Annotated in this window: 21 protein-coding genes; 9 read left to right on the plus strand and 12 right to left on the minus strand. The window is 70.1% G+C overall.

What is annotated here, in order from left to right:
* Nucleotide 1 precedes the first annotated feature (1 nt).
* From AB0H62_RS38775 to AB0H62_RS38790, 4 genes are read left to right on the plus strand one after another with little or no spacing between them, the layout of a single operon-like run.
* A complete protein-coding gene (locus tag AB0H62_RS38775; RefSeq protein ID WP_360591641.1) occupies nt 2–781 on the plus strand; it encodes an enoyl-CoA hydratase-related protein in 780 nt (259 codons plus the stop codon).
* Nucleotides 778–1,743: a class I SAM-dependent methyltransferase gene (locus AB0H62_RS38780; protein WP_220237541.1), complete on the plus strand. Its 966-nt coding sequence runs from the start codon at nt 778–780 to the stop codon at nt 1,741–1,743. Before AB0H62_RS38775 ends, AB0H62_RS38780 begins: the two co-directional genes overlap by 4 nt.
* A 1-nt stretch (nt 1,744) precedes the next feature.
* On the plus strand, nt 1,745–2,941 hold the full coding sequence (locus AB0H62_RS38785; RefSeq protein ID WP_360591643.1) for a class I SAM-dependent methyltransferase: 1,197 nt from the start codon (nt 1,745–1,747) through the stop codon (nt 2,939–2,941).
* A 54-nt stretch (nt 2,942–2,995) separates the two neighbouring features.
* Nucleotides 2,996–3,757 (plus strand): HAD family acid phosphatase, encoded by a 762-nt coding sequence (locus tag AB0H62_RS38790; protein WP_360591645.1) that lies wholly within the window; start codon nt 2,996–2,998, stop codon nt 3,755–3,757.
* A gap of 52 nt (nt 3,758–3,809) precedes the next feature.
* On the opposite strand, the gene AB0H62_RS38795 is transcribed toward AB0H62_RS38790, so the two are convergent.
* The 6 genes from AB0H62_RS38795 to AB0H62_RS38820 form a co-directional block, all read right to left on the minus strand.
* Complete coding sequence (locus AB0H62_RS38795) at nt 3,810–4,658, minus strand: chitinase (protein ID WP_360591647.1); 849 nt, start codon at nt 4,656–4,658, stop codon at nt 3,810–3,812.
* A 1,292-nt stretch (nt 4,659–5,950) separates the two neighbouring features.
* Entirely contained in the window at nt 5,951–6,757 is an 807-nt protein-coding gene (locus AB0H62_RS38800; protein ID WP_360591649.1) for a hypothetical protein, read from the minus strand.
* Nucleotides 6,758–6,835: 78 nt separating this feature from the next.
* Nucleotides 6,836–7,702 carry a DMT family transporter gene (locus tag AB0H62_RS38805; protein ID WP_360591805.1) on the minus strand — a complete coding sequence of 289 codons (867 nt, stop codon included), beginning with the start codon at nt 7,700–7,702 and terminating at the stop codon, nt 6,836–6,838.
* 127 nt (nt 7,703–7,829) lie between these two features.
* Nucleotides 7,830–8,225 (minus strand): MmcQ/YjbR family DNA-binding protein, encoded by a 396-nt coding sequence (locus AB0H62_RS38810; protein WP_360591651.1) that lies wholly within the window; start codon nt 8,223–8,225, stop codon nt 7,830–7,832.
* 208 nt (nt 8,226–8,433) lie between these two features.
* On the minus strand, nt 8,434–9,063 hold the full coding sequence (locus AB0H62_RS38815) for a class I SAM-dependent methyltransferase (protein ID WP_360591652.1): 630 nt from the start codon (nt 9,061–9,063) through the stop codon (nt 8,434–8,436).
* A gap of 2 nt (nt 9,064–9,065) precedes the next feature.
* Nucleotides 9,066–10,070 carry an NAD(P)/FAD-dependent oxidoreductase gene (locus AB0H62_RS38820; protein WP_360591654.1) on the minus strand — a complete coding sequence of 335 codons (1,005 nt, stop codon included), beginning with the start codon at nt 10,068–10,070 and terminating at the stop codon, nt 9,066–9,068.
* 90 nt (nt 10,071–10,160) lie between these two features.
* Here AB0H62_RS38820 and AB0H62_RS38825 point away from each other — a divergent pair, with 90 nt between their 5' ends.
* From AB0H62_RS38825 to AB0H62_RS38835, 3 genes are read left to right on the plus strand one after another with little or no spacing between them, the layout of a single operon-like run.
* Nucleotides 10,161–10,754, plus strand: a complete 594-nt coding sequence (locus AB0H62_RS38825; RefSeq protein ID WP_360591655.1) for an XRE family transcriptional regulator — start codon at nt 10,161–10,163, stop codon at nt 10,752–10,754.
* Between the two features lie 31 nt (nt 10,755–10,785).
* Nucleotides 10,786–11,193, plus strand: a complete 408-nt coding sequence (locus tag AB0H62_RS38830) for a metalloregulator ArsR/SmtB family transcription factor (protein ID WP_220237550.1) — start codon at nt 10,786–10,788, stop codon at nt 11,191–11,193.
* On the plus strand, nt 11,144–11,638 hold the full coding sequence (locus tag AB0H62_RS38835; protein WP_220237551.1) for an SRPBCC family protein: 495 nt from the start codon (nt 11,144–11,146) through the stop codon (nt 11,636–11,638). The genes AB0H62_RS38830 and AB0H62_RS38835 overlap by 50 nt, the downstream gene beginning before the upstream one ends.
* A gap of 148 nt (nt 11,639–11,786) precedes the next feature.
* Here AB0H62_RS38835 and AB0H62_RS38840 read toward each other — a convergent pair whose 3' ends face one another.
* The 5 genes from AB0H62_RS38840 to AB0H62_RS38860 all read right to left on the minus strand — a co-directional run bounded on the left by AB0H62_RS38840 (nt 11,787) and on the right by AB0H62_RS38860 (nt 15,638).
* On the minus strand, nt 11,787–12,509 hold the full coding sequence (locus AB0H62_RS38840) for an SDR family oxidoreductase (RefSeq protein WP_360591657.1): 723 nt from the start codon (nt 12,507–12,509) through the stop codon (nt 11,787–11,789).
* Nucleotides 12,510–12,625: 116 nt separating this feature from the next.
* On the minus strand, nt 12,626–13,447 hold the full coding sequence (locus AB0H62_RS38845) for a helix-turn-helix transcriptional regulator (protein WP_360591659.1): 822 nt from the start codon (nt 13,445–13,447) through the stop codon (nt 12,626–12,628).
* Nucleotides 13,448–13,664: 217 nt separating this feature from the next.
* Entirely contained in the window at nt 13,665–14,021 is a 357-nt protein-coding gene (locus AB0H62_RS38850; RefSeq protein ID WP_360591661.1) for a GatB/YqeY domain-containing protein, read from the minus strand.
* Nucleotides 14,022–14,105: 84 nt separating this feature from the next.
* Entirely contained in the window at nt 14,106–15,008 is a 903-nt protein-coding gene (locus AB0H62_RS38855) for a carboxymuconolactone decarboxylase family protein (RefSeq protein WP_220237555.1), read from the minus strand.
* Between the two features lie 18 nt (nt 15,009–15,026).
* Nucleotides 15,027–15,638 (minus strand): helix-turn-helix domain-containing protein, encoded by a 612-nt coding sequence (locus tag AB0H62_RS38860; RefSeq protein ID WP_360591663.1) that lies wholly within the window; start codon nt 15,636–15,638, stop codon nt 15,027–15,029.
* An 85-nt stretch (nt 15,639–15,723) separates the two neighbouring features.
* Here AB0H62_RS38860 and AB0H62_RS38865 point away from each other — a divergent pair, with 85 nt between their 5' ends.
* Together AB0H62_RS38865 and AB0H62_RS38870 are read left to right on the plus strand one after the other, a co-directional pair.
* Nucleotides 15,724–16,383 carry a TetR/AcrR family transcriptional regulator gene (locus AB0H62_RS38865; RefSeq protein WP_360591665.1) on the plus strand — a complete coding sequence of 220 codons (660 nt, stop codon included), beginning with the start codon at nt 15,724–15,726 and terminating at the stop codon, nt 16,381–16,383.
* Nucleotides 16,384–16,435: 52 nt separating this feature from the next.
* Nucleotides 16,436–18,037, plus strand: a complete 1,602-nt coding sequence (locus AB0H62_RS38870) for an FAD-dependent oxidoreductase (RefSeq protein WP_360591667.1) — start codon at nt 16,436–16,438, stop codon at nt 18,035–18,037.
* 3 nt (nt 18,038–18,040) lie between these two features.
* Here AB0H62_RS38870 and AB0H62_RS38875 read toward each other — a convergent pair whose 3' ends face one another.
* Nucleotides 18,041–19,207, minus strand: coding sequence for a C40 family peptidase (locus AB0H62_RS38875; protein ID WP_220247434.1), 1,167 nt, complete (start codon nt 19,205–19,207; stop codon nt 18,041–18,043).
* Between the last annotated feature and the right edge of the window lie 413 nt (nt 19,208–19,620).

Genomic DNA, 19,620 nt, shown 5'->3' on the forward strand with positions numbered 1-19,620 from the left:
CGTGGGAGAGTTCGTAAACCTCGAGGTCGAGGGCGGGGTCGGCACGATCCGGCTGAACCGGCCGCCGGTCAACGCGATCAACAACCAGCTGCAGACCGAGCTGGCTGAGGCCGCGCGCGAGGCTTCGAACCGCGCAGACGTGCGTGCGGTGATCCTGTACGGCGGCGAGAAGACCTTCGCCGGCGGTGCGGACATCAAGGAGATGGGCGACCGCACCTACCCGGAGATCTCGAAGTTCGGGGCCGAGCTCACCGCGTCCTGCTCGCTCATCGCGGCCATCCCGAAGCCGGTCGTCGCCGCGATCACCGGTTACGCCCTCGGCGGCGGCCTGGAGCTGGCGCTCACCGCCGACTGGCGCGTGGCGGGCGACAACGTGAAGGTCGGCCAGCCGGAGATCCAGCTCGGCATCATCCCGGGCGCCGGCGGCACACAGCGGCTTTCGCGCCTGATCGGCCCGAGCAAGGCCAAGGACCTCATCTACACCGGCCGGTTCGTGAAGGCCGACGAAGCGCTGAAGCTCGGCATCGTCGACGAGGTCGTCGCCCCGGACGACGTGTACGCCGCCGCGCACAAGTGGGCCGCGCAGTTCGTGAACGGTCCCGCCGTGGCGCTCAAGGCCGCGAAGGCCGCCATCGACTCGGGCCTCGACGTCGACCTGGCCACCGGCCTGAAGATCGAGACGCAGCTGTTCACGGCGCTGTGGGCCACCGAGGACCAGAAGAACGGGATGAAGTCCTTCGTCGAGAACGGCCCCGGCAAGGCCACTTTCGAGGGGAAGTGACGGCCGTGGCCGACCCGGCCCCGAACCCGCACGCCACGGCCGACGAGGTCAAGGCGGCCTACGGCGACCCGAAGCTCGCCAACGTGCTCTACCACGACTGGGAAGCCGGGACGTACGACGAGAAGTGGTCGATCTCGTACGACGAGCGCTGCATCTCCTACGCCACCGACGTGTTCAACGCCGTCGCGGGCGAGGACGGCCAGCCCTACACCCACGCGATGGAGCTGGGCAGCGGCACCGGGTTCTTCCTGCTGAACCTCATGCAGGGCGGCGTCGCGAAGAAAGGCTCCGTCACGGACCTCTCACCGGGCATGGTGCAGGTGGCCCTGCGAAACGCGGAGAAGCTGGGCCTCGACGTCGACGGCCGGGTGGCCGACGCGGAGCGGATCCCGTACGAGGACAACACTTTCGACCTCGTGGTGGGCCACGCCGTGTTGCACCACATCCCGGACGTGCGCCAGGCGTTCGGCGAGGTCCTGCGCGTGCTGAAGCCCGGCGGGCGCTTCGTCTTCGCGGGCGAGCCGACCAAGGTCGGCGACTTCTACGCGCGCAAGCTGGGCCAGATCACCTGGTATCTCACCACGCGCGTCACGAAGCTGCCCGCGTTGAACGGCTGGCGGCGCCCGCAGTCCGAACTGGACGAATCCTCGCGCGCGGCGGCCCTGGAAGCCGTGGTGGACATCCACACCTTCGACCCGTCGGAGCTCGAGGGGATGGCGCGCGGCGCGGGTGCCCAGGACGTGCGCGCGGTGACGGACGAGTTCTCGGCCGCGCTGGCCGGATGGCCGATCCGGACGTTCGAGGCCGCGGTGCCTCAGGAGAAGCTCACGGTGCGGTGGCGCCTGTTCGCCTACCACCTGTGGCTGCGACTGTCCGCTTTGGACAAGAAGGTGCTCTCGAAGGTGCTGCCGCGCGAGCTGTTCTACAACGTGATGATCACCGGGACCAAGCGGCCTTCCTGAATTGGCTTACGGGTTCTCGCTCGACGACGTCGCCTTCCTGCGCTCCGCCGCGGGACGGGCGGCGCTCGCCGACTGCGCGGCGCTGCCGCTGACGGACGCTTCCCGCATTGCCGACGTCGCCGCTGTGCGCCGTTCGGTGGGGGAGCGGTTTGCCGCAGCAGTGCTGGAAACGGTGGTGCTGCGGCGGAAATCGGCTCTGAAGCTCGCGGACGCGGACTCGTGGCTGTTCACCGGCGACGCTTTGCAACAGGCGAGTGCCACGGTGGTGGCGCGGCACCGGGCGGCCAGATTGGCCGGGCGTGATGTGCACGACGTGACGTGCTCCGTCGGCGCCGACTTGGTGGAGCTGGCGCGGGTCGCGTCGCGGGCACTGGGGTCCGATGTGGACCGCGTGCGGCTGGAGATGGCGCGGCACAACGCTTCCGCGGCATCGGTTTCGGTCGGTGTGGTGCAGGCCGACGCTCTGTGCCCCGTCAGCCGGGACACGGTCGTGGTCGCCGACCCGGCCCGTCGCGACTCGGCCGGACGGCGCACGTGGAAACCGGCGGACTTCCTGCCTCCGCTGGACGAGCTCGTCGACGCCTACGCCGGGCGCACTCTGTCGGTGAAGTGCGCGCCAGGCCTGGACTTCGCCATCGCGCCGTGGGCCGAGGAGGTGGAGCTGGTCTCGCTCGACGGCCAGGTCCGCGAAGCCTGTCTCTGGCGTGGTTTGGACACTGGCGTCTCCCGGCGCGCCACGGTGTTGCGTTCGGACGGTACTCAGTGGACGGTCACCGACACCGAACCGGACGACCTGCCTGGTTCGCCGCCGGGGGAGTGGATCATCGACCCGGACGGCGCCGTCGTCCGCGCCGGCCTCGTCCGCCACTACGCGGCGCGCCACGGCCTGTGGCAGCTGGACGAACGCATCGCGTACCTCACGGGCGACACCCCGCCTCCGGGTGTGCGCGCCTTCCGCGTGCTGGAACACGGCCCGTACAGCGAAAAGTCCCTGCGCGCCACGCTGAAACGCCACGACGTCGGCCGGCTGGAGATCCTCGTCCGTGGTCTCGACATCGACCCGGACGCCCTGCGCCGTCGCCTGAAATTGCGCGGTGGTGCCGAGTCCACTGTGGTGCTCACGCGCATCGGCCGGTCGCCGGTGGCCTTCGTCTGCCGCGCCGAACGCATCCATTCGGAGGGTTCTCCTGGCGCCTGAGGTGGCGTAGATTTCGGGCGCAGTTTACCCGAAGTTCACCCTGGAGGGGTCGCCGTGTCCCGTTTTCCCGCCCTGCTCAAGCTCGCCGCCGCCGCGGCGATCGGCGCCACCGTCGCGAGTGGCGCGACCGCGCTGGCCGGCTCCGACGCCGTGACAGCCGCCCACGGCCGGGAGCCGGCGAACATCGGCCAGGTCAAGAACGACGTGAAGGCCTACTACGGCGACTACCTCGACGCGTCGGGCAAGCACCACTACTCCGACTCGAGCCGGTTCGTCACCGAGACCCAGCGCGTAGTGGCCGACGCGAAGCGCTATCTCACGCAGAAGCTCGGCAAGGTGAAGAACCCGGCGATCGTCCTCGACGTCGACGACACGTCCGAGGTCACCTACGGCTGGGAAGCCGACAACGACTTCGGGTTCGACCCGGTCAAGCAGCAGCAGGCGATCGACAACGGCACCTTCGTGGCCAACAAGCCCGTGCTGGAGCTGGCGAACTGGGCCGCTCAGCGCGGCGTGAAGATCTACTTCCTCACCGGCCGCAGCACCCCGCAAGGCCCGCAGTCGCTGAAGAACCTGGCCAACGAGGGCTACCCGGCCCCGGCGGACGCGTTCTTCAAGCCGGCCGGCACGGCGCCCGGCTACCTGCCGTGTGGTCTGACCTGCACCACGATCCAGTACAAGTCGGGCACCCGCGCCCACATCCAGGCGACGGGTGCCCACATCGTGCTCAACCTGGGGGATCAGTTCAGTGACCTCGAGGGCGGCTACGCCGACCACCCGGTGAAGCTGCCGAACCCGATGTACTACCTGCCCTGACGGCGTTGTCCGGCCTGGCCGTCCTCAATGGACAACCAGGCCGGGCCTCCGGTCAGCCGTTGTACCCGGAGAAGATCTTCGAGAACTCGTAGGGTTGCTGGGAAACGTTGGTGCAGCGGTAAAGCGCGCCGTTGCACGCGTTCGCGTCGCGGCCGGCCTCCCAGAACGACAGCATGCCGAGGTGCACACTCTTCGCGAAGTTCACCACAGCGGTGGCGTCCTTCTGGTAGAAGATCTCGTTCTGCGAGTCGTTCACGCCCAGCATCGGCGTCAGCCCGACCTTCTTCCACGCGGCCGCCTCCGAGAGGCCGAAGATGGACTTGAGCTGCGCCTGCGTCGCCTTGGCGGCCGAGATCGCCTTCGCACCCTGGTCGCCGGCGCCCTGGTAGTAGTCCATAGCCATCACGTTGACCAGGTCCAGGTTCACACCCGCGGCCTTGGCCGCGTTGACGACGCCGAGGCCGTTGCTGTCGAGCCCGTTGGGCAGCACCGGCAGCGTCAGCGAGATCTTCAGCCCGGGGTTGTTGCTCTGAACGGTTTTGAGTGCCTGCGACCGCCGCTGAATCGACGCCGTATCCGCCACAGCGGCACCCTCGATGTCGAGGTCGATGTACTTCAGCCCGTACGCCTTCACTACGGCGTCGTACTCCGCCGCCAGCGACGACACACTGCTGCACGCCTGCGCCAGCTCAATCCCCGACGCACCCCCGAAGGACACCTTCACGTCACCCCCGCCCGACCGGATCTTCGCGATTTCACTCGCCTGCCACGCCGACCGCGGGTCATACGCGTTGAACCAGCTGGCCTTACACCCGGCACCCGTCACGAACCCGAGCGTGAACCCTTTGACACCACCCTTCGCCGACATCGCCGACAACACCGGCGTCGGCCACGCCCCCATATCCACATACGGCGCCACAGGCACCGGCGACCCAGCCGCCGCAACCGCCACACCCCCCGGCGCAACCAACCCGGCGGCCACAGCCGCCAATCCACCCAACGCAGCAATCAACTTCCGGGGAGAGGGGAGCCTCATGGTGAAACCTCCACAGCGGGGACCTGAAGAGCGGGAAACCTTGTCCAAATGGTATAGACCAATAATGTGACTCGGGCCATAGGCCATTCGGATGCCACATCGTCCCAATCACCGGCAACGATGCCGCTGACCTGCGCTTTCAGACGGGGTCAACCTTCCGCGCGGTCCCTCCGCGACTCGATTGACTCTCGCTGTAGCTCTGTCCGAACTCTCTTTACCCAACTCGGCTCGACAGCCTTCGCCCGCCAACTCCGCGCCCGCTAGGCGCCTTCGTCAACCGGCTCAGCGCGCACCCAGCGGCCTTTGCCTGCTTGCTTTGCGCCCGCTCGGAAGTCTTCGCCGCAGTTCGACTGTGACTTGAGCGTCCTTCGCTGCGGCTCTGTCTGGGTTATCTCCGCACAGCCCGCGCGTCTCGCTCGGAAGTCTTCGCCGCAAGCCCCGCTCTCGTCCCTGCGCGCATCCGCGCTCGCGCGGCCGACATCCGCTGTTGGCTCGTGGCGAAACATGGCGACTGCAGCGGGCACTGCCCACCGCCATCACTGGCCGAGGCCCATCGCCGCTATCTTGCCCACGGCGCCGGCCAAGTGCGGCGATTGCGCCGGGCACCGCCGGCGAACGCCACACCGCCGCGTGCCCCTGATTCCGCCCCGGTGGGCCGATGACCTCGCGGGATTTCACCTCTCCCGTCGGCGGATCACCGTGTTTCGGCGGCCCCATCCCAACCATCCACAACCCGACCTCGGATGTGGATAACTCCGGCGCACACCAGTTCCTGTCGGTCCACCCCGGTAAAATGGATCATGGGCGGCCCCCGGGAGGGTGGGTCTTTGCCACCGCGCGGGTTGCAGCGTCACAGGGCGCGCCTCAGCGCCGAGTACTCAGCACAGTTTCGACTACGCCAGGCGAGATCCACCGAGACCGTGCCAACCCACGCGATCCGCAGCAATAGCCACCAGCCCAGGCGACCTCGAGCCACGATCGCATTGCCGCTGACCGCCGCGAAGAACCCGGCCCGCCAACTCAGCGAGCCACCAACAACCCATCCCCAACCAACTCGACCACAGCCAACCGGGCCCTCGCGCCGCCATAACCCGGCAGCGCCCATCAGCTCCGCGAGCCCCGCAGCCCCGCCGTCAACCCGAGCACCCCAACCGACGTCACCCAACAGCGAGCGCAGTCACCCCCGAGACATACCGCCCGCCCTTCACATCCCCCAATGGCACCAACCGCGGCAGGTCCAGCGCCTTCCCGTCCTCCACCGTCGACAGCAGCAGCGGCCGCCCGCCCACCGAAGCCTCGGCCAGGGTCACCGCGGCCCCGTACCCGTCCGACCCGACGGCGACCACCGTCTTGTCCGACGTCGGCAGCACGCCGGCCAGCAGCAGCACCAGCGAAAGCGACGGTCCCGACTCCGTGTGCGTCTGCTGCCCCGCGTCGGACCCGAACTTCGCGGTCACCGTCCGCCGCGGCAGGTGGGCGAGCAGTTCCGGCGGCAGAGTCACGACGCGCCGCCCCATCGTCACGCGCACCGCGCGTGTCGCCGGAGCAGCGTCGGAGACAAGCACCGTCACCGACCGGACGTCCGTCACCGTCCGCGACCCATTGCGGTCGCCCGGCACCGTCAGGTCCACACCGTGCCGGCCCGCCCGGAACACGGCCGGATGGTTACCGAACGACGGATCCATCTCCGCGAGCGCGAACGTCACCGCACGGCTCTCCCCGCGAACCTCCACCGTCACGCGCAGCATCGTGTTCTTGCCCGGCGGCAACATCGGCGACGAACCCGTCACCACCTGATCCAGATCCGCGCCCGCCAACTCGGCCGCCGAGAACGCCCGCGGATTCGCCACGGCGCCGCCGACGCTCACCGACTTCTCGGCCGAGGTTGAGGCCGAAGCCGACGCCACCCCCGTCGCCCCGAACGACGCGACGACCACGGCAAGGACAACGACGAGCCTGCGCATCCGCGCCTCCCTCGACCAGTTCCGTCCGCACTCGCGGACAAGCGGGCGAAGTTTAGCCGCTTTCCCGGAGTTCGGGGTTCACTCGACGCACAACGCCACCGCCTGCCTCCGTCGCCGCGAAACGGCGACACCCACGAGCACCACGACCATCCCCACCACCACCCGCGGCCCGATCTCCTCGCCCAGCACCACGGCGCCGAGCACCACTGACACCACCGGTAGCAGATACCCGACCGTCGCCGCCGTCGTCGGCCCCTCATCGGCAATCAGGCGGTAGTTCAAGTAGAACGTCACACCGGTCCCGAACACCCCGAGCACCACCACGGCCACCACCGACAACACCGTGACGTGCGGCGAAGACGACGAACCGACCGGCAACGCCAGCGCACTCAGCCCCGTCGCCGCCAGCAGCTGCGCGGCCGACAGGGCCAACGGCTCCGTCCCGCGACCCACGAGCTTCCGCCCCATGTACGCGTACGCAACCGCATAACTCACCGCCGCCCCGAGCAGCGCGAGCGAACCCCAGCTCGCCAGCCCGGTCTGCGTCCACGGCGCAAAGATCAGTAACGTCCCCGCAAACCCGATCAGCAGACCCGCGAGCCGCGTCGGCCGGATGCCGCGCTCGCCACCGAGCGCGAGGCCGATGAGCAGCGACCACAGGGGAGTGGTCGCGTTCAGCACGCCGGCCACGCCGGAGTCAACGGTCCGCTCGCCCACCGCGAACAACGCGAACGGCACCGCGTTGCACAACAGCGCCGCGACCGTCAGCCGCCCCCATGTCGTCCGGTCCCGGGGCAGCTTCTGCCGCGCCGCCACCGCGAGTCCGAGCAGCACCAACGATCCGAGCGCGCACCGGATCACCGTCACGAACACCGGCGAAAAGCCTTCGAGGGCGAGTTTGATCCACAGGAACGTCGAGCCCCAGAGCACGGCCAGCGCCGCCATCCGCACCACTGTGCCGCTGCCGGACACCCGCGCTCCCCCTGGTCGATTCGCCTTCCACGCTGCCCCAGCCCGATCGACAGGACAAGTGAAAGATCTTGGACGAATCGTTAAGGAGAGCTGGACAATGTCAGCCGGTGCCGCGCTCCTCCAAATACTGCTTCCCGACCTTCTTCGGCACCCGACAGAGCCACCCCTCGACGAGCGCCTCTTCAAGCGTCGGCAGACCGATCTCGGCCAGCCGCACGAGCACGGCCGGGTAGCCGTTGAAGTGCGGCGTGGTGAAGAAGACGCCCGGCTCGTCCGCCAGCAACGCCTCCTTCGCTCCGACATCCGGCACCCGAACCGCCAGCACGTCGCCCGCCGGCGCCGCGTCCCCGAGTGCGTCCAGATCGGTTTTGCGCAAGGGCCGCTCCCACGCGTACGCCTTGCCCTTGACACCCCACGACCGCGTATCCCTCTTGACGACCAGCTCCGTCCCCGGCAGCTGCGCCCCCAGTCGCGCCACGTCATCCCAAGTCGACATGCCGCCCAGGCTAACCCGGCTTCCCCCGCGCGGCCCCGTTTTTCGCCCGTCCACCAGCCCATCGCCACTGAACGGCGAACGGCGTCGCCACTGAACGGCGAACGGCGCGAGCCGTCGCCACTGAACGGCGACAACCGTCAGCCTCCGGCGAAAACCCCGGCCGGACACCCATCGCCGCCAAACGGCAACAGGCGCCCGGCCGAGAGAATCACCGCTTCCGCGCCACCAATACAGTGTCGCGAATAGACACTTCGTGCCCCTCGATCACGTGCGCCCGCTCCCGCGCATCGGTCACCACGGACTGCCACGACTCGTCCAACGTCGCCGCCACGTCCTCCGCCAGGAAGAACATGTCCGGCACGTTCGGCCGATGCGCGGCGCCCTCCACGTCCGTCGGGTGGTGGCCGACGATGAGCAACGTCCCGCCCGGCGCCACCGCGTCCGCGAGCCGCGCGAAGATCGGCACGCGCTGGGCGGTCGGCAGGTGCAGGAAGTGCGACGTGACGAGGTCGTACTTCTCGTCGGGCACCCACGTAGTGAGGTCGGTCGTGAGCCATCGGATCCGGTCGCCCAGGCCCAGCTCAGCCGCCTGCGCCGCACCCCGGTCGAGGGCGGTGGCCGCGAAGTCCGCCGCCGTCACGCGCCAGCCGTTCTGCGCGAGCCACAACGCGTCGCCGCCTTCGCCGGAGCCGGCGTCGAGCGCGCTGCCCGGCAGTAGGTCGGCGGCCTCCGTCACGAGCTGCGCGTTGGGCCGCCCGCTCCAGATCGCGGGCTTCGACCGGTACCGCTCGTCCCAGGAATCCTGGTCGAACGGGACTTCTTCGTGCTGCTCAGCCATCGTCACACCCCGTGCTTCGTCGAGCCGCCGACCAGCGCGGCAACCTGTCGTTCCATTTCGTGCGCGAAAGGCTCCCGCGCGCGTCGTACGTCCTCGGCCACGAGATCGCCGTTGATCACCGCGCCGGCCGTCAGCCCGGCCGCCGCGGAAACGACGACCTGCGACTTCATGTCGGTCACGTTCCCGGCCACCCACACCCCGGGCACCGAGGTGGCGCCGTTCGCGTCGGCCGGCACCGAGCTGCCGATCACATGCCCGTCGACCTCGAGCTCCACGGGCTCCAGCCCCAGCGACACGAGCACGTCGGCCCGCGCCGTGAACCGCGGCGCGACCACCACGACCTCCCGCGCCACCACCTCGCCCGAGCGCAGCACGACTCCGGTGAGCGCGTCGTCTTCCACGCGAAGCGCTGCCACCTCGCCGTCGACGACGCGGATCCCGCGCGCGGTCAGCTGCGCGAGCTGTTCCTCGTCGAACGCAGCCGTGTGCCGGAAAACGACGACGTCGTCCGACAGCTGCCGCCACATCAGCGCCTGGTGGACGGCCATCGGGTTCGTCGCCAGCACGCCGATCGCCTGGTCACGCGCCTCCCAGCCGTGGCAGTACGGGCAGTGCAGCACGTCGCGGCCCCACCGCTCGGCGACGCCCGGGACGTCCGGCAGCTCGTCGACGAGCCCCGTTGCCACCAGGAGGCGACGCGCCCGCGTGGTCCTCCCATCGGCGAGAGTCACGGCGAACCCGCCGCCGTCCAGCGCGACGGCCGCGGTCACCGCGCCGGCCACGATCTCGCCCCCGTACCCGATAACCTCTTCGCGCCCGGCCGCCAGCAGCTCGCCGGGCGGCGTGCTTTCGCGGGCGAGGTAGTTGTGCACATGGCCGGCCGGAGCGTTGCGCGGCTCGCCGGCGTCCACCACCAGCACGGAACGCCGTGAGCGCGCAAGCGCCACCGCGCCGCTGAGGCCCGCGGCGGCGCCGCCGACCACCACGACGTCGTAGTTCTCGTTCACCTGGTCCTCCTGTAGTTCGTCCCTCCTCTCGGACTATCCGCAGATCTCGCCGACTTGACAAATACGTTTGCCGAAGTAGCAAATGGGGACATGGACGGTGAACTCCCGGACGTCGACGGCGTCCTCGAATCGGTGGGACCGCGGCTGCGCGCGCTCCGCCAGCAGAACAACGCCACGCTCGCCCAGCTGTCGGAGGCCACCGGCATCTCGGTGAGCACGCTGTCGCGCCTCGAATCCGGCCAGCGCAAGCCGACGCTCGAAATCCTGCTCGCCCTTGCGCGTGCCCACCAGGTGCCGCTCGACGAGCTCGTCGGCACCGCGCCGACCAGTGACCCACGGCTGCACGAGAACTCCTTCGTGCGCCACGGCATCACGTTCTTTCCGCTCACGCGCCGGCCCGGCGGGCTGCGCGCGTACAAGCAGATCTTCCCGCCGCACTGGCCCGACACGGACCCCGATCCGCGCGTGCACGAGGGGTACGAATGGGCCTATGTCCTTTCCGGACAGTTGCGGCTCATCCTCGGCGAGCACGACGTGATCCTCAAACCGGGTGAAGTCGTGGAGTTCGACACGCACGTTCCGCATTGGTTCGGCAACCCCGGCGACGTGCCGTGCGAGGTTCTCGCCCTTTTCGGGCCACAGGGCGAGCGGTTCCACGTCCGCGCCCGGCCGGCGTCCTCTTGACACATACCCATATGGGAATACGATGGTGGGCGTGGCACGAGCAGCGACGACGACCGACGTGTTCAACGCCGTGGCCGAACCGCGGCGACGGGAGATCCTCGATGTGCTCGCCGGTGGCGAGTACCCCGTGAACGACCTCGTCCGGCTGCTCGGCATGGGGCAGCCGCAGGTGTCGAAACACCTGCGCGTGCTGCGCGAAGTGGGCGCGGTCGACGTCCGGGACGAAGGACGTCAGCGCTTGTACCGGCTCAACGGCCGTGCCCTGAAGCCGATCCACGACTGGGTGCGGCAGTTCGAGCGCTCCTGGGAGGAGCGGTTCGAGCTGCTGGATTCCGTGCTGGAGGAACTCGAACGCACCGACGACCGATCCACGGGCGAGGAGAGCGACCATGACCGAGACGACAACGGGCACGGCGAAGGTGACCCTGCCGGCCGATGACCAGATCCTGATCACCCGCGAGTTCGCCGCCCCGCGGCACCTCGTCTACCGCGCGTGGACCACACCTGAGCTGGTCAAACGCTTCTGGGCGGGTCACCGCGGCACCATGCGGTCCGTCGAGATCGACCTGCGCGTCGGCGGCCGGTGGCGCTACGTCCTCGACGCCAACGGCGGCTTCGAGGTCGCGTTCCACGGCGAGTACCGCGAGATCGTCCCGAACGAACGCATCGTCAGCAGCGAGGTCTACGAAACCCCCGGCGCGTCCGACGAGGACGCCGCCATCACCACCACGACGTTCACCGGCTCGGGCGACCGCACCAGCTTGTCGATCCTCATGGAGACTGGCAGCCGGGAAGTCCGCGACGCCATCATCGAGTCCGGTATGGAGGGTGGCATGCAGGAGCAGATGGACCTGCTGGAGGAGCTGGCCGCCTCGCTTGCCTGACTCGCGAATCTGTTCTGCGGCACCGGATTCTGCCCGGCTTCGAGTCCGGTGTCGCGAAGGGACCCACCGTGTCGAAAGCGGACACGATGGGTCCCGCCACGCCGAATGGCACGACGGGTCCCGCCGCGCCGAGCGGGCGCGCGACGGCTCAGGTCTGGGCCGTCGGCCGAACCACGATCTCGTTCACGTCCACCGCCGCCGGCTGGCTCACGGCGTAAGCGATGGCGTCCGCAACGGCCGAAGCCGGGATGCCCAGCTGCTCGCTCGCCGCACGCGCCGCCGCCTGCGTCTCGGGGTCGCCGCCCTGGTCGGCGAGCTCGGAGTGCGTGAAGCCCGGGCTGACGATGGTGACGCGGATGTTCGTGTTCTCCTGGCGCAGGCCTTCGGAAAGCGCCCGCACCCCGAACTTCGTCGCGCAGTACACGGCCGCCGTCGGGTCCACGCGCAGGCCGGACGTCGACGCGACATTCACGATGTGCCCCCCGGTTTCGCCCATCAGCGGCAACACGGCGGCGATCCCGTGCAGCGTGCCGCGCAGGTTCACGTCGATCATGCGGTTCCAGTCGTCGACGCGGAGCTTGTCCAGAGTGGACAGCGGCATCACGCCGGCGTTGTTCACCAGCACGTCCACTCGGCCGTGGGTCTCGTGCGCGGCCGCCACGAACGCGCGCACGCTCTCCAGGCTGGTCACGTCCAGTTGCCGGAAGTCGGCATCACCGCCGTTCGCGCGGACTTTCTCCGTGAGCGCCGCGAGCCGGTCGGTGCGGCGCGCGCCCAGGACGACGTGGTGACCGTCGGCGGCCAGGCGCAGCGCGGTGGCCTCCCCGATGCCGCTGCTCGCGCCTGTGATCAGCGTGATCTTGCCGTTCATGCGTACTCCTCGTGAGGTCTGCGCGGTCGTGGGGACCGTCGTGACCTCGAGGCTGCCCGCGGCGAAACGCCTCCGGAAGGACGCCATTGCCTAGGAGTGGCACACCCTGGCCGGGCTCAGCGCCGCAGGTCGGCCACCTCGTGCAACGACCCCAGCAACGCCAGCGCGTCGGCACTCGCGCTGTTCGGCTCCGCGATGCCCACCAGCAGGTACTGGCCGGACGCGTCGCGCACGTCGAACGTCTGGTAGTCCAGCACGATCCGCCCGACGGCGGGGTGGTGGAACGTCTTGCGCGTACCCGCGAGCCCCTTCACACCGTGGTTTCGCCACAGAACGGCGAATTCCTCGCTCGTGGCCAGCAGCTCGTCCACGAGCTCGCCGACCTCCTCGCGGTCGTAGCCGCTCGCGAGCCGCAACGCATCGACGGCGCTGGCCACGATGTCGTCCCACTCCACGAACAGCTCGCGCGCTGCCGGGTCGTCGAACAGCGTGCGCACCATGTTCGCCGGCTTGCCGACGGGGGACAGCAGCGCGTCGGCAAGCGCGTTGGTCGCCAGCAGGTCGAGGCGCCGGTTGGTGACGTATGCGACCGCGTTGGGGAAGGTGTCCATGAGCCGCAGCAGCTCGGGGGAGACGTCGTCGCGCCGGTGCTCCGGCACCCGCGGCACGAGCCCGGCGAGGCGGTAGGCGTGCCAGAGGCCATCGGCGTTCAGCCGCAGCGCCCGCCCGATCGCGTCCAGCACCGGCCCGGACGGGTTGCGCTCGCGCCCCTGCTCGAGGCGCGCGTAGTAGTCCGCGCTGACGCCCGCCAGCACCGCGACCTCCTCGCGCCGCAGCCCGCTCACCCTCCTCGGGCGATGACTGGTCACGCCCGCGTCCTCGGGCGCCAGCCGGGCCCGCTGCGCGCGCAGGAATTCTCCCAGCTCGTTGCCGCTCACGTCACCACGGTACCGGGCGCTCCGGCTTCCCGACGGTGCTGTCCAAGCGGTATCACCGCAGGCAGAACGGGCTTTGGATCTGGCGAAACTCCGCAATGGCCAAAGGGAATCCGACGTCACCGGCAAGCGGCTGGCGCCTCGCCGAGGTCGTTGCCGGAAATCGGCGACACCGAGGTCAGCGCCGATTTCCGGCCCGCGGTCGTCGCCGGATCCAACCTCAGGAGGCCGGCTCCAGGTGCTGCCTCAGCACGTCGGCTTCCGCGTGCAGCCGCTCCGCGGCCTCGGTCCGGCCGAGCCTCTCGTACTCGTCCGCGGCAGTCGTGCGCTCCAGCACCTCGTTCTCGACGATCGCGCGCACATCGGCTTCCGTCAGATCACGACGCTCGGCCTCGGCGGCGCCGACACCCAGCGCCGCACCCACGACGTGTTCCGTCCCGGTCGCCGTGGACAGCTGATCGACCGGCACGGCCTCGGCGTTGTCGATCGCCGCCAGTGCCGAGCGCAGGGCGGTGGTGGCGACGCGGTCGCGGTTCTTGAGTGCCGTCGTCAGGCCGGCACGAAGGCTGGCGCGCATAGTGAGAATTCCATCCGGGAGTCGGAACGAACGATCCCGACGCTAGCAGCCGAGCACCACCTCAAGCGCGCCATTTTCGCGACGTCACCTCGCGCGCACACCCGAAAACGGGAATGTCCCGCCACCTGAAATCGTCACCGATCCGGTGAACACGTCACCGTCGACCGTGCCCACCACGCCGATGTCGAACCGCGCCGGATCGGTCACCACGGCGGTGAACTCCAGCCGATCACCGGCGACACTGCCCGACACGATGGGGACCGTCACGCCCAGCTGAGTGTCCACGATGGACCCAGCCACGCCGTCGGCGACGGTTTCGAGGTTCAGCACCAGCTCCTTGCTCCCCGCGGGGTGCGTGAAGGTGATGTGCCACGTCCCGTCGGCGCCGGTTTCGCCGCTGAACGGCAACGCGCCGGCCACGACCGCCTCCGCGACGACCGCCGGCGCCACACGCTCGCCCAGCACCGGCTGCCCCGGCTTCACCTCGACCCCCGCGGAGTTCAGGAACCCCGCCATCATCCGGTAGTAGCCGACAAGGAACAGCACCTCGAGGATCGTCGCCTCATCGAGCGTCGACGCGAGCGCCGCCCATGTTTCGTCCGAGACGAACGCCGCGGTGCACAACTCGTCGGCCGCCCGCAGCACCGCGTCGTCCTCCGGCGACCACGACGCGGCCGGGTCCGACAACGCGTTGATCTCGTCCGCCGTCGCGCCGGCGCCGAGCGCGGCGGGCACGTGGTTGGCCCATTCGTACGGCGCTTCACACCGCAGCGCGACCCGTAAGATCGCCAATTCCCGGACACGCGGGTGCAGCTTGCCTTGAGACAGCAGGTGTTCGCCGAGACTCGACGAAGCCTTCATCAACGACGGGTTCCGCGCGAGCACCCGGATCACCTCGTCGGCACCGAGTTTCGCGAGCTTCTGCTCCTTCGGCGCCATTTCCTCCAACGGAAGCGGCGCGATCCGGGGATGGGTTGCATGAGGCATGACAGGTTCCTCCCAAAGTCACCGATGCCGCTCGATCCCGTCGAGCGCCTTCCGCGCGTCCTCGGCGCTGAGCATCGGGTGCGAATAAAGGTCGATCAGGGCGCGTGCGAGCAGCACGTCGCCCTCGGGGCTGAACACATCGGCGCCCATCGCGCGCGACACGTGCTCGTGCAGCACTGTGATCGACAGCGCCATCGCGGTGCTCACCGCCGCCCTCACTTCGGGCGCGACGTCCGGCGCGTCCGGCCGCGTCCGATCGACGTCGGCCAGCCACTGCGCCCCCAACCGCACCATCTCGTCGAACAACGGCGCGGCGCCGCCGTCCACCAACGCCCGCGAGAGGTACGCCTGGTACGGCCCGACGGCGATCCGCGCGGCCGCCACGTGGTTGCCGCCCGCGCCCGCGAGCGCCTGGTCGTTGAGGCGGTGGATCAGCTTCACCAGGTGTGCGTCGCACGCATCGCGCAGCGCCTGCTTGGACCCGAAGTGGTGTCGCACCAGGCCCGACGACACTCCCGCCGCCTCAGCGATGCCACGGATCGTCGCGCCCTCGAACCCGTGCTCGCCGAAGAGCTGCATCGCCGCGTCGCGGATCCGGGCGCGCGCCGTCAAGTCCTCGGGTTCGGCCACGGCATCCTCCTCACTATACAAACGTACAGCCGACTATACGCGTGTGTAGCCGGGGTGGATGATCGAACGATGCGAGACTGCGCACATGGCTGAGACAGCACCAGGCCGGCCGGGCCGTCCCGCGCGCTGGTCGCGTGACGACATCGTCGAGGCGGCCCGCCGGATCGTCACGACCGAGGGCGTCGACGCGCTGACCATGCGCCGGGTCGCCCGTGAGCTCGGCTGCTCCCCGATGGCCCTCTACCGGCACGTCCGCGACAAGGACGAGCTCCTGTTGCTCCTGCTCGACCACGTCGCCGCCACACTGCCCCGGCCGACGTTGCCGGAAGACCCGCGCCGGCGCGTGGTCGTTTTGTGGCGACAGCTGCACGATGCCCTGGCAGAGCACCCGTGGGTGGTCGGCGTGCTGGCGCAGGGCGACCTGGCCGGCCCGTCCGTGCTGTGGCTGGTGGAGGAGATCCTGGCTGGGTTCGTCGCCTCCGGTCTCGCCCTCCGGCAGGCCGCCGCGGCGTATCGGATCGTCTGGCAGTACACGGTGGGCGTGCTGACCATTCGCCACGCGACGACGACGCATGCGGCCGAGCGCGACCAGGACGCGCCGCCCGTGCAACGCACCATGCTCCTCGACGCCGACCCTGCGGAGCTGCCGTTGATCTCGTCCCTGGCCGGCGAATGGCCGCACGCTTGGGACAACTACGCCGAGGGCCTCGACGCCCTGCTGGACGGCCTCCTCCCACGCGCTTGACATCCACCTCCCAGGTTTGTGTACTAGTACGCAAACCTGGGAGGTGTGGTCCATGAGAGACACGACGGACGTGGTGGTCGTCGGCTCCGGCGCCGCGGGGCTGGCCGTGGCGCTGGCTGCCGCCGGCTGCGGCGAGGACGTGGTCGTGCTGGAGGCGTCGCCGCGCTGGGGCGGGTCGACGGCGGTGTCCGGCGGCCAGGTCTGGGCGCCGAACAACCACCTGCAGGCCGAAGCCGGCTTGGCCGACAGCGAGGACGAGGCCCTGGCGTACTGCCGCGCCGCCGCGCCCGGCCGCGATCCGGAGCTGGTCGAAACCTTCGTGCGGTCCGTGCCGGAGGCGGTCCGCTTCGTCGAGGAAAACAGCCCGATCCATTTCACCGTGGTCCACGGCTACCCCGACACGTTCGCCGAGCTCCCCGGCGGCAAACCCGCCCGGCACCTCGAGGCTCAGCCGCTGACCACCGACGGCCTGGGCACGCCCGACGAGCTGCTGTGGCCCCCGCCGTACGGCGCGGCCGTGCTCACCAACGACGAGTTCTTCGAGCACCGCATGTTCGCCGGCGGCGAGCCGCCCTTCGAGCTGATGCAGCGGCGGCTCGCCGCGGGGGAGGTCGCGCTCGGCGCAGGCCTCGTCGTCGGGCTGCTGCACGGCTGCCGGGCCGCGGGCGTGGAGCTGGTCCGCGGCTGCCGCGTACGACGGCTGATCCGGACCGACGGGCGGATCACCGGCGTCGAGGCCGAACGGGACGGCACCCCGTGGCGGCTGCAGGCGCGCCGCGTTGTGCTCGCGACCGGCGGGTTCGAGCACGACAACGACCTGCGGTCACAGCTGCTCGCCGGCCCGCTCAGCCACCCCGTCACCCCGCCCGTCCAGCACGGCGACGGCCTTCGTCTGGCCGCCGACGCCGGCGCGCAGTTGTCCCGCACCGGCGAATACTGGTCCTGGCCCGCGTTCCAGGCACCCGACCGGCGCTGGCCCGACGACGCCGGCACGCCGCAAGCCCAGCTCGTGATGGCCGAGCGCTACCTGCCGCACGTGATCTGGGTGAACGCCGCCGGCCGTCGATTCGTCAACGAGGCCAGCCACAACTGCGCCGTCTCCTTCGCCGAGCTCGACGCCAACACCCACCGCCCGCGCAACCTCCCCGCCTGGGCGATCGGCGACGCGCAGTTCCGCGCCCGCTACCCCGTCGGCGGCGTGCCGCCCCACCAGCCATTGCCGGATTGGCTTCCCAGCGCCGACAGCCTCGACAAGCTCGCCGCCCTGATCGGCATCGACGCCGCTGCGCTGCAGCACACCGTCGCCCGCTTCAACGCCGCCGTCGACGCCGGCTGCGACGACGACTTCCACCGGGGCGAAACGGCCTACGAACGCGCCTTCGGCGACACCACCGCGCCACACCCCAACCTCGGCACGGTTTCCGAGCCGCCGTTCTTCGCGCTGCCCGTGCATGCGAGCGCCGTCGGCACCAAGGGCGGCGCCCGGACCGACCACCGCGCCCGCGTGCTCGACTGGACCGGTCAGCCCATCCCCGGGCTGTACGCGGCAGGCAACGCCGCCGCGGCCGTTTTCGGGCCGGGCACCATCGCCGGCGGCATCACCATCGCGTCCGCACTGACCTGGGGTTGGATCGCGGGGTCCGACGCGCCGTGACCGTCAGGCCGTCGGCCGCCCCGCGCCGGCGTAGTCGTCGCCGGGCTTGCGGTACGGGTGCACCTGCACGGCCTGGCCCGTCTGCGGGGCGTCGATCATCTGCTGGTTGCCGATGTAGAGGCCGACGTGGTGGATCTTCGTGGTGGGTTCACCGTAGAAGATCAGGTCGCCCAGCTGGGGTTCACTTACGTGGGCGACGCTGTGGAACTGCGTGTCCGCCGTGCGCATGAGCTTCACGCCCGCGCTGCCGTACGCGGCCGTCGTCAGGCCGGAGCAGTCGAAGCCCGGATCGGGGTCGCCGCTGCCGTTGCCGCCCCACACGTAGGGAAGACCGATCTGGTCGATCGCGAAGTCGACCGCGCTCAGCACGGCGGGGTTCGGCGCCTGGCCGCTCTGCCCGACGGTGCCGTACACGTTCACTGTCGCCAGGATCCGGTGCAGCGAAACGGGCGCGCCCTGCAGCGACGAAACGGCGTTCCACCAGTCTGTCGCCAAATCGCGGCCACCCGCGCACAGTGCGCGACCCGCGGTGAGGGCGGCGTCGTCGATGTTCTGCGGATCGGGCTTGCCGCCCGACGCGCTGCGCTGCCACTTCGACCACACCGCCGGCGCCAGCTGCATCGGCCCGGACGCGTTGGCCGTCGACACGACGCGGCCGTAGAAGTCGCGGACCTCGACGGTGCCCAGCGGCTTGGTCAGCACGCCGTCGGTGCCGACGTGATCGCCCTGCGCCCGCCCGTGGTCGCTCGCGACCTTGCCGACGGCCGCGAGCGTCACCCACGACAGGTGGCACGCGGGTTGTTCCTTGGTGAGCGTGACGGTCGCCTGCGCGTACCCCGTCATCGCCCGAAGCGGGATGTCCAGCCACTGGCTCGTCTTCGACGCCCACGCGTCGAACTCACTGGGTTGCGGCACGTTCGGCTGCGTCGTCGGCACCGCCGCACTCGACGCGGCCACCGACGGCACCGGCGCCTGCGCTGACGACGACGGCTCGGCGGCCGTGGTCGCGACCTGCTCCGACCCCGGCGCGAACTGCACGGCCACCACCAGCGCCGCGACAGCCACGACGACCGCCGCGACCACCACCGCCGCCCGCCCCCGCCGCGACTTCCGCTTCCCGACCTGGGGCTTCTCGCCGTCGCCACTCAGCGGCGACAGGTGCTCCGTCATCGCCGAGGAGAACGGCGGCAGCGGCTCGACCGGAGCCGAAAACACGCGCCCGACCTGGCCGTCGCCGCTGACTGGCGACGTTTCCAAGCCGGCCTTTTCTCCATCGAGCGGCGACGCGCCACCGCTCTCGTCGCCATCCAGAGGCGACAGTCCGGCGGGTTCCCTGCTGTTGCCCTTCATCGGCGACGCCGCGATGGTCTGGTCGTCGCCATCCAACGGCACGTCAGCCTGGGCGTCGCCAGCGAGTGGCGAAAACTCGGTGCTCGCCGTGTCGTCGCCTCTGAGTGGCGACGGCTCGGTGATCTGGTCGCCATTGACGGGCGACTCGGCGCCGGCCGAGTTGTCGCCTTCAATCGGCGAAGGCCCGCTGACCTGGCCATCGCCGCTGATCGGCGACACCGCGTTCTCACCGT

Source organism: Amycolatopsis sp. NPDC050768 (assembly GCF_040654155.1).
Classification (GTDB): Bacteria; Actinomycetota; Actinomycetes; order Mycobacteriales; family Pseudonocardiaceae; genus Amycolatopsis.

Excerpts from the sequence above, each read along its gene's own strand:
- AB0H62_RS38850 (WP_360591661.1), bottom strand. The coding sequence starts at position 14,021 with ATGCGCGCCAGCCTTCGTGCCGGCCTGACGACGGCACTCAAGAACCGC.
- AB0H62_RS38840 (WP_360591657.1), bottom strand. The coding sequence starts at position 12,509 with ATGAACGGCAAGATCACGCTGATCACAGGCGCGAGCAGCGGCATCGGG.
- AB0H62_RS38865 (WP_360591665.1), top strand. The coding sequence starts at position 15,724 with ATGGCTGAGACAGCACCAGGCCGGCCGGGCCGTCCCGCGCGCTGGTCG.
- AB0H62_RS38800 (WP_360591649.1), bottom strand. The coding sequence starts at position 6,757 with ATGCGCAGGCTCGTCGTTGTCCTTGCCGTGGTCGTCGCGTCGTTCGGG.
- AB0H62_RS38810 (WP_360591651.1), bottom strand. The coding sequence starts at position 8,225 with ATGTCGACTTGGGATGACGTGGCGCGACTGGGGGCGCAGCTGCCGGGG.
- AB0H62_RS38835 (WP_220237551.1), top strand. The coding sequence starts at position 11,144 with ATGACCGAGACGACAACGGGCACGGCGAAGGTGACCCTGCCGGCCGAT.
- AB0H62_RS38805 (WP_360591805.1), bottom strand. The coding sequence starts at position 7,702 with ATGGCGGCGCTGGCCGTGCTCTGGGGCTCGACGTTCCTGTGGATCAAA.
- AB0H62_RS38795 (WP_360591647.1), bottom strand. The coding sequence starts at position 4,658 with ATGGGGGCGTGGCCGACGCCGGTGTTGTCGGCGATGTCGGCGAAGGGT.
- AB0H62_RS38855 (WP_220237555.1), bottom strand. The coding sequence starts at position 15,008 with ATGCCTCATGCAACCCATCCCCGGATCGCGCCGCTTCCGTTGGAGGAA.
- AB0H62_RS38815 (WP_360591652.1), bottom strand. The coding sequence starts at position 9,063 with ATGGCTGAGCAGCACGAAGAAGTCCCGTTCGACCAGGATTCCTGGGAC.
- AB0H62_RS38870 (WP_360591667.1), top strand. The coding sequence starts at position 16,436 with ATGAGAGACACGACGGACGTGGTGGTCGTCGGCTCCGGCGCCGCGGGG.
- AB0H62_RS38825 (WP_360591655.1), top strand. The coding sequence starts at position 10,161 with ATGGACGGTGAACTCCCGGACGTCGACGGCGTCCTCGAATCGGTGGGA.
- AB0H62_RS38875 (WP_220247434.1), bottom strand. The coding sequence starts at position 19,207 with ATGACGGAGCACCTGTCGCCGCTGAGTGGCGACGGCGAGAAGCCCCAG.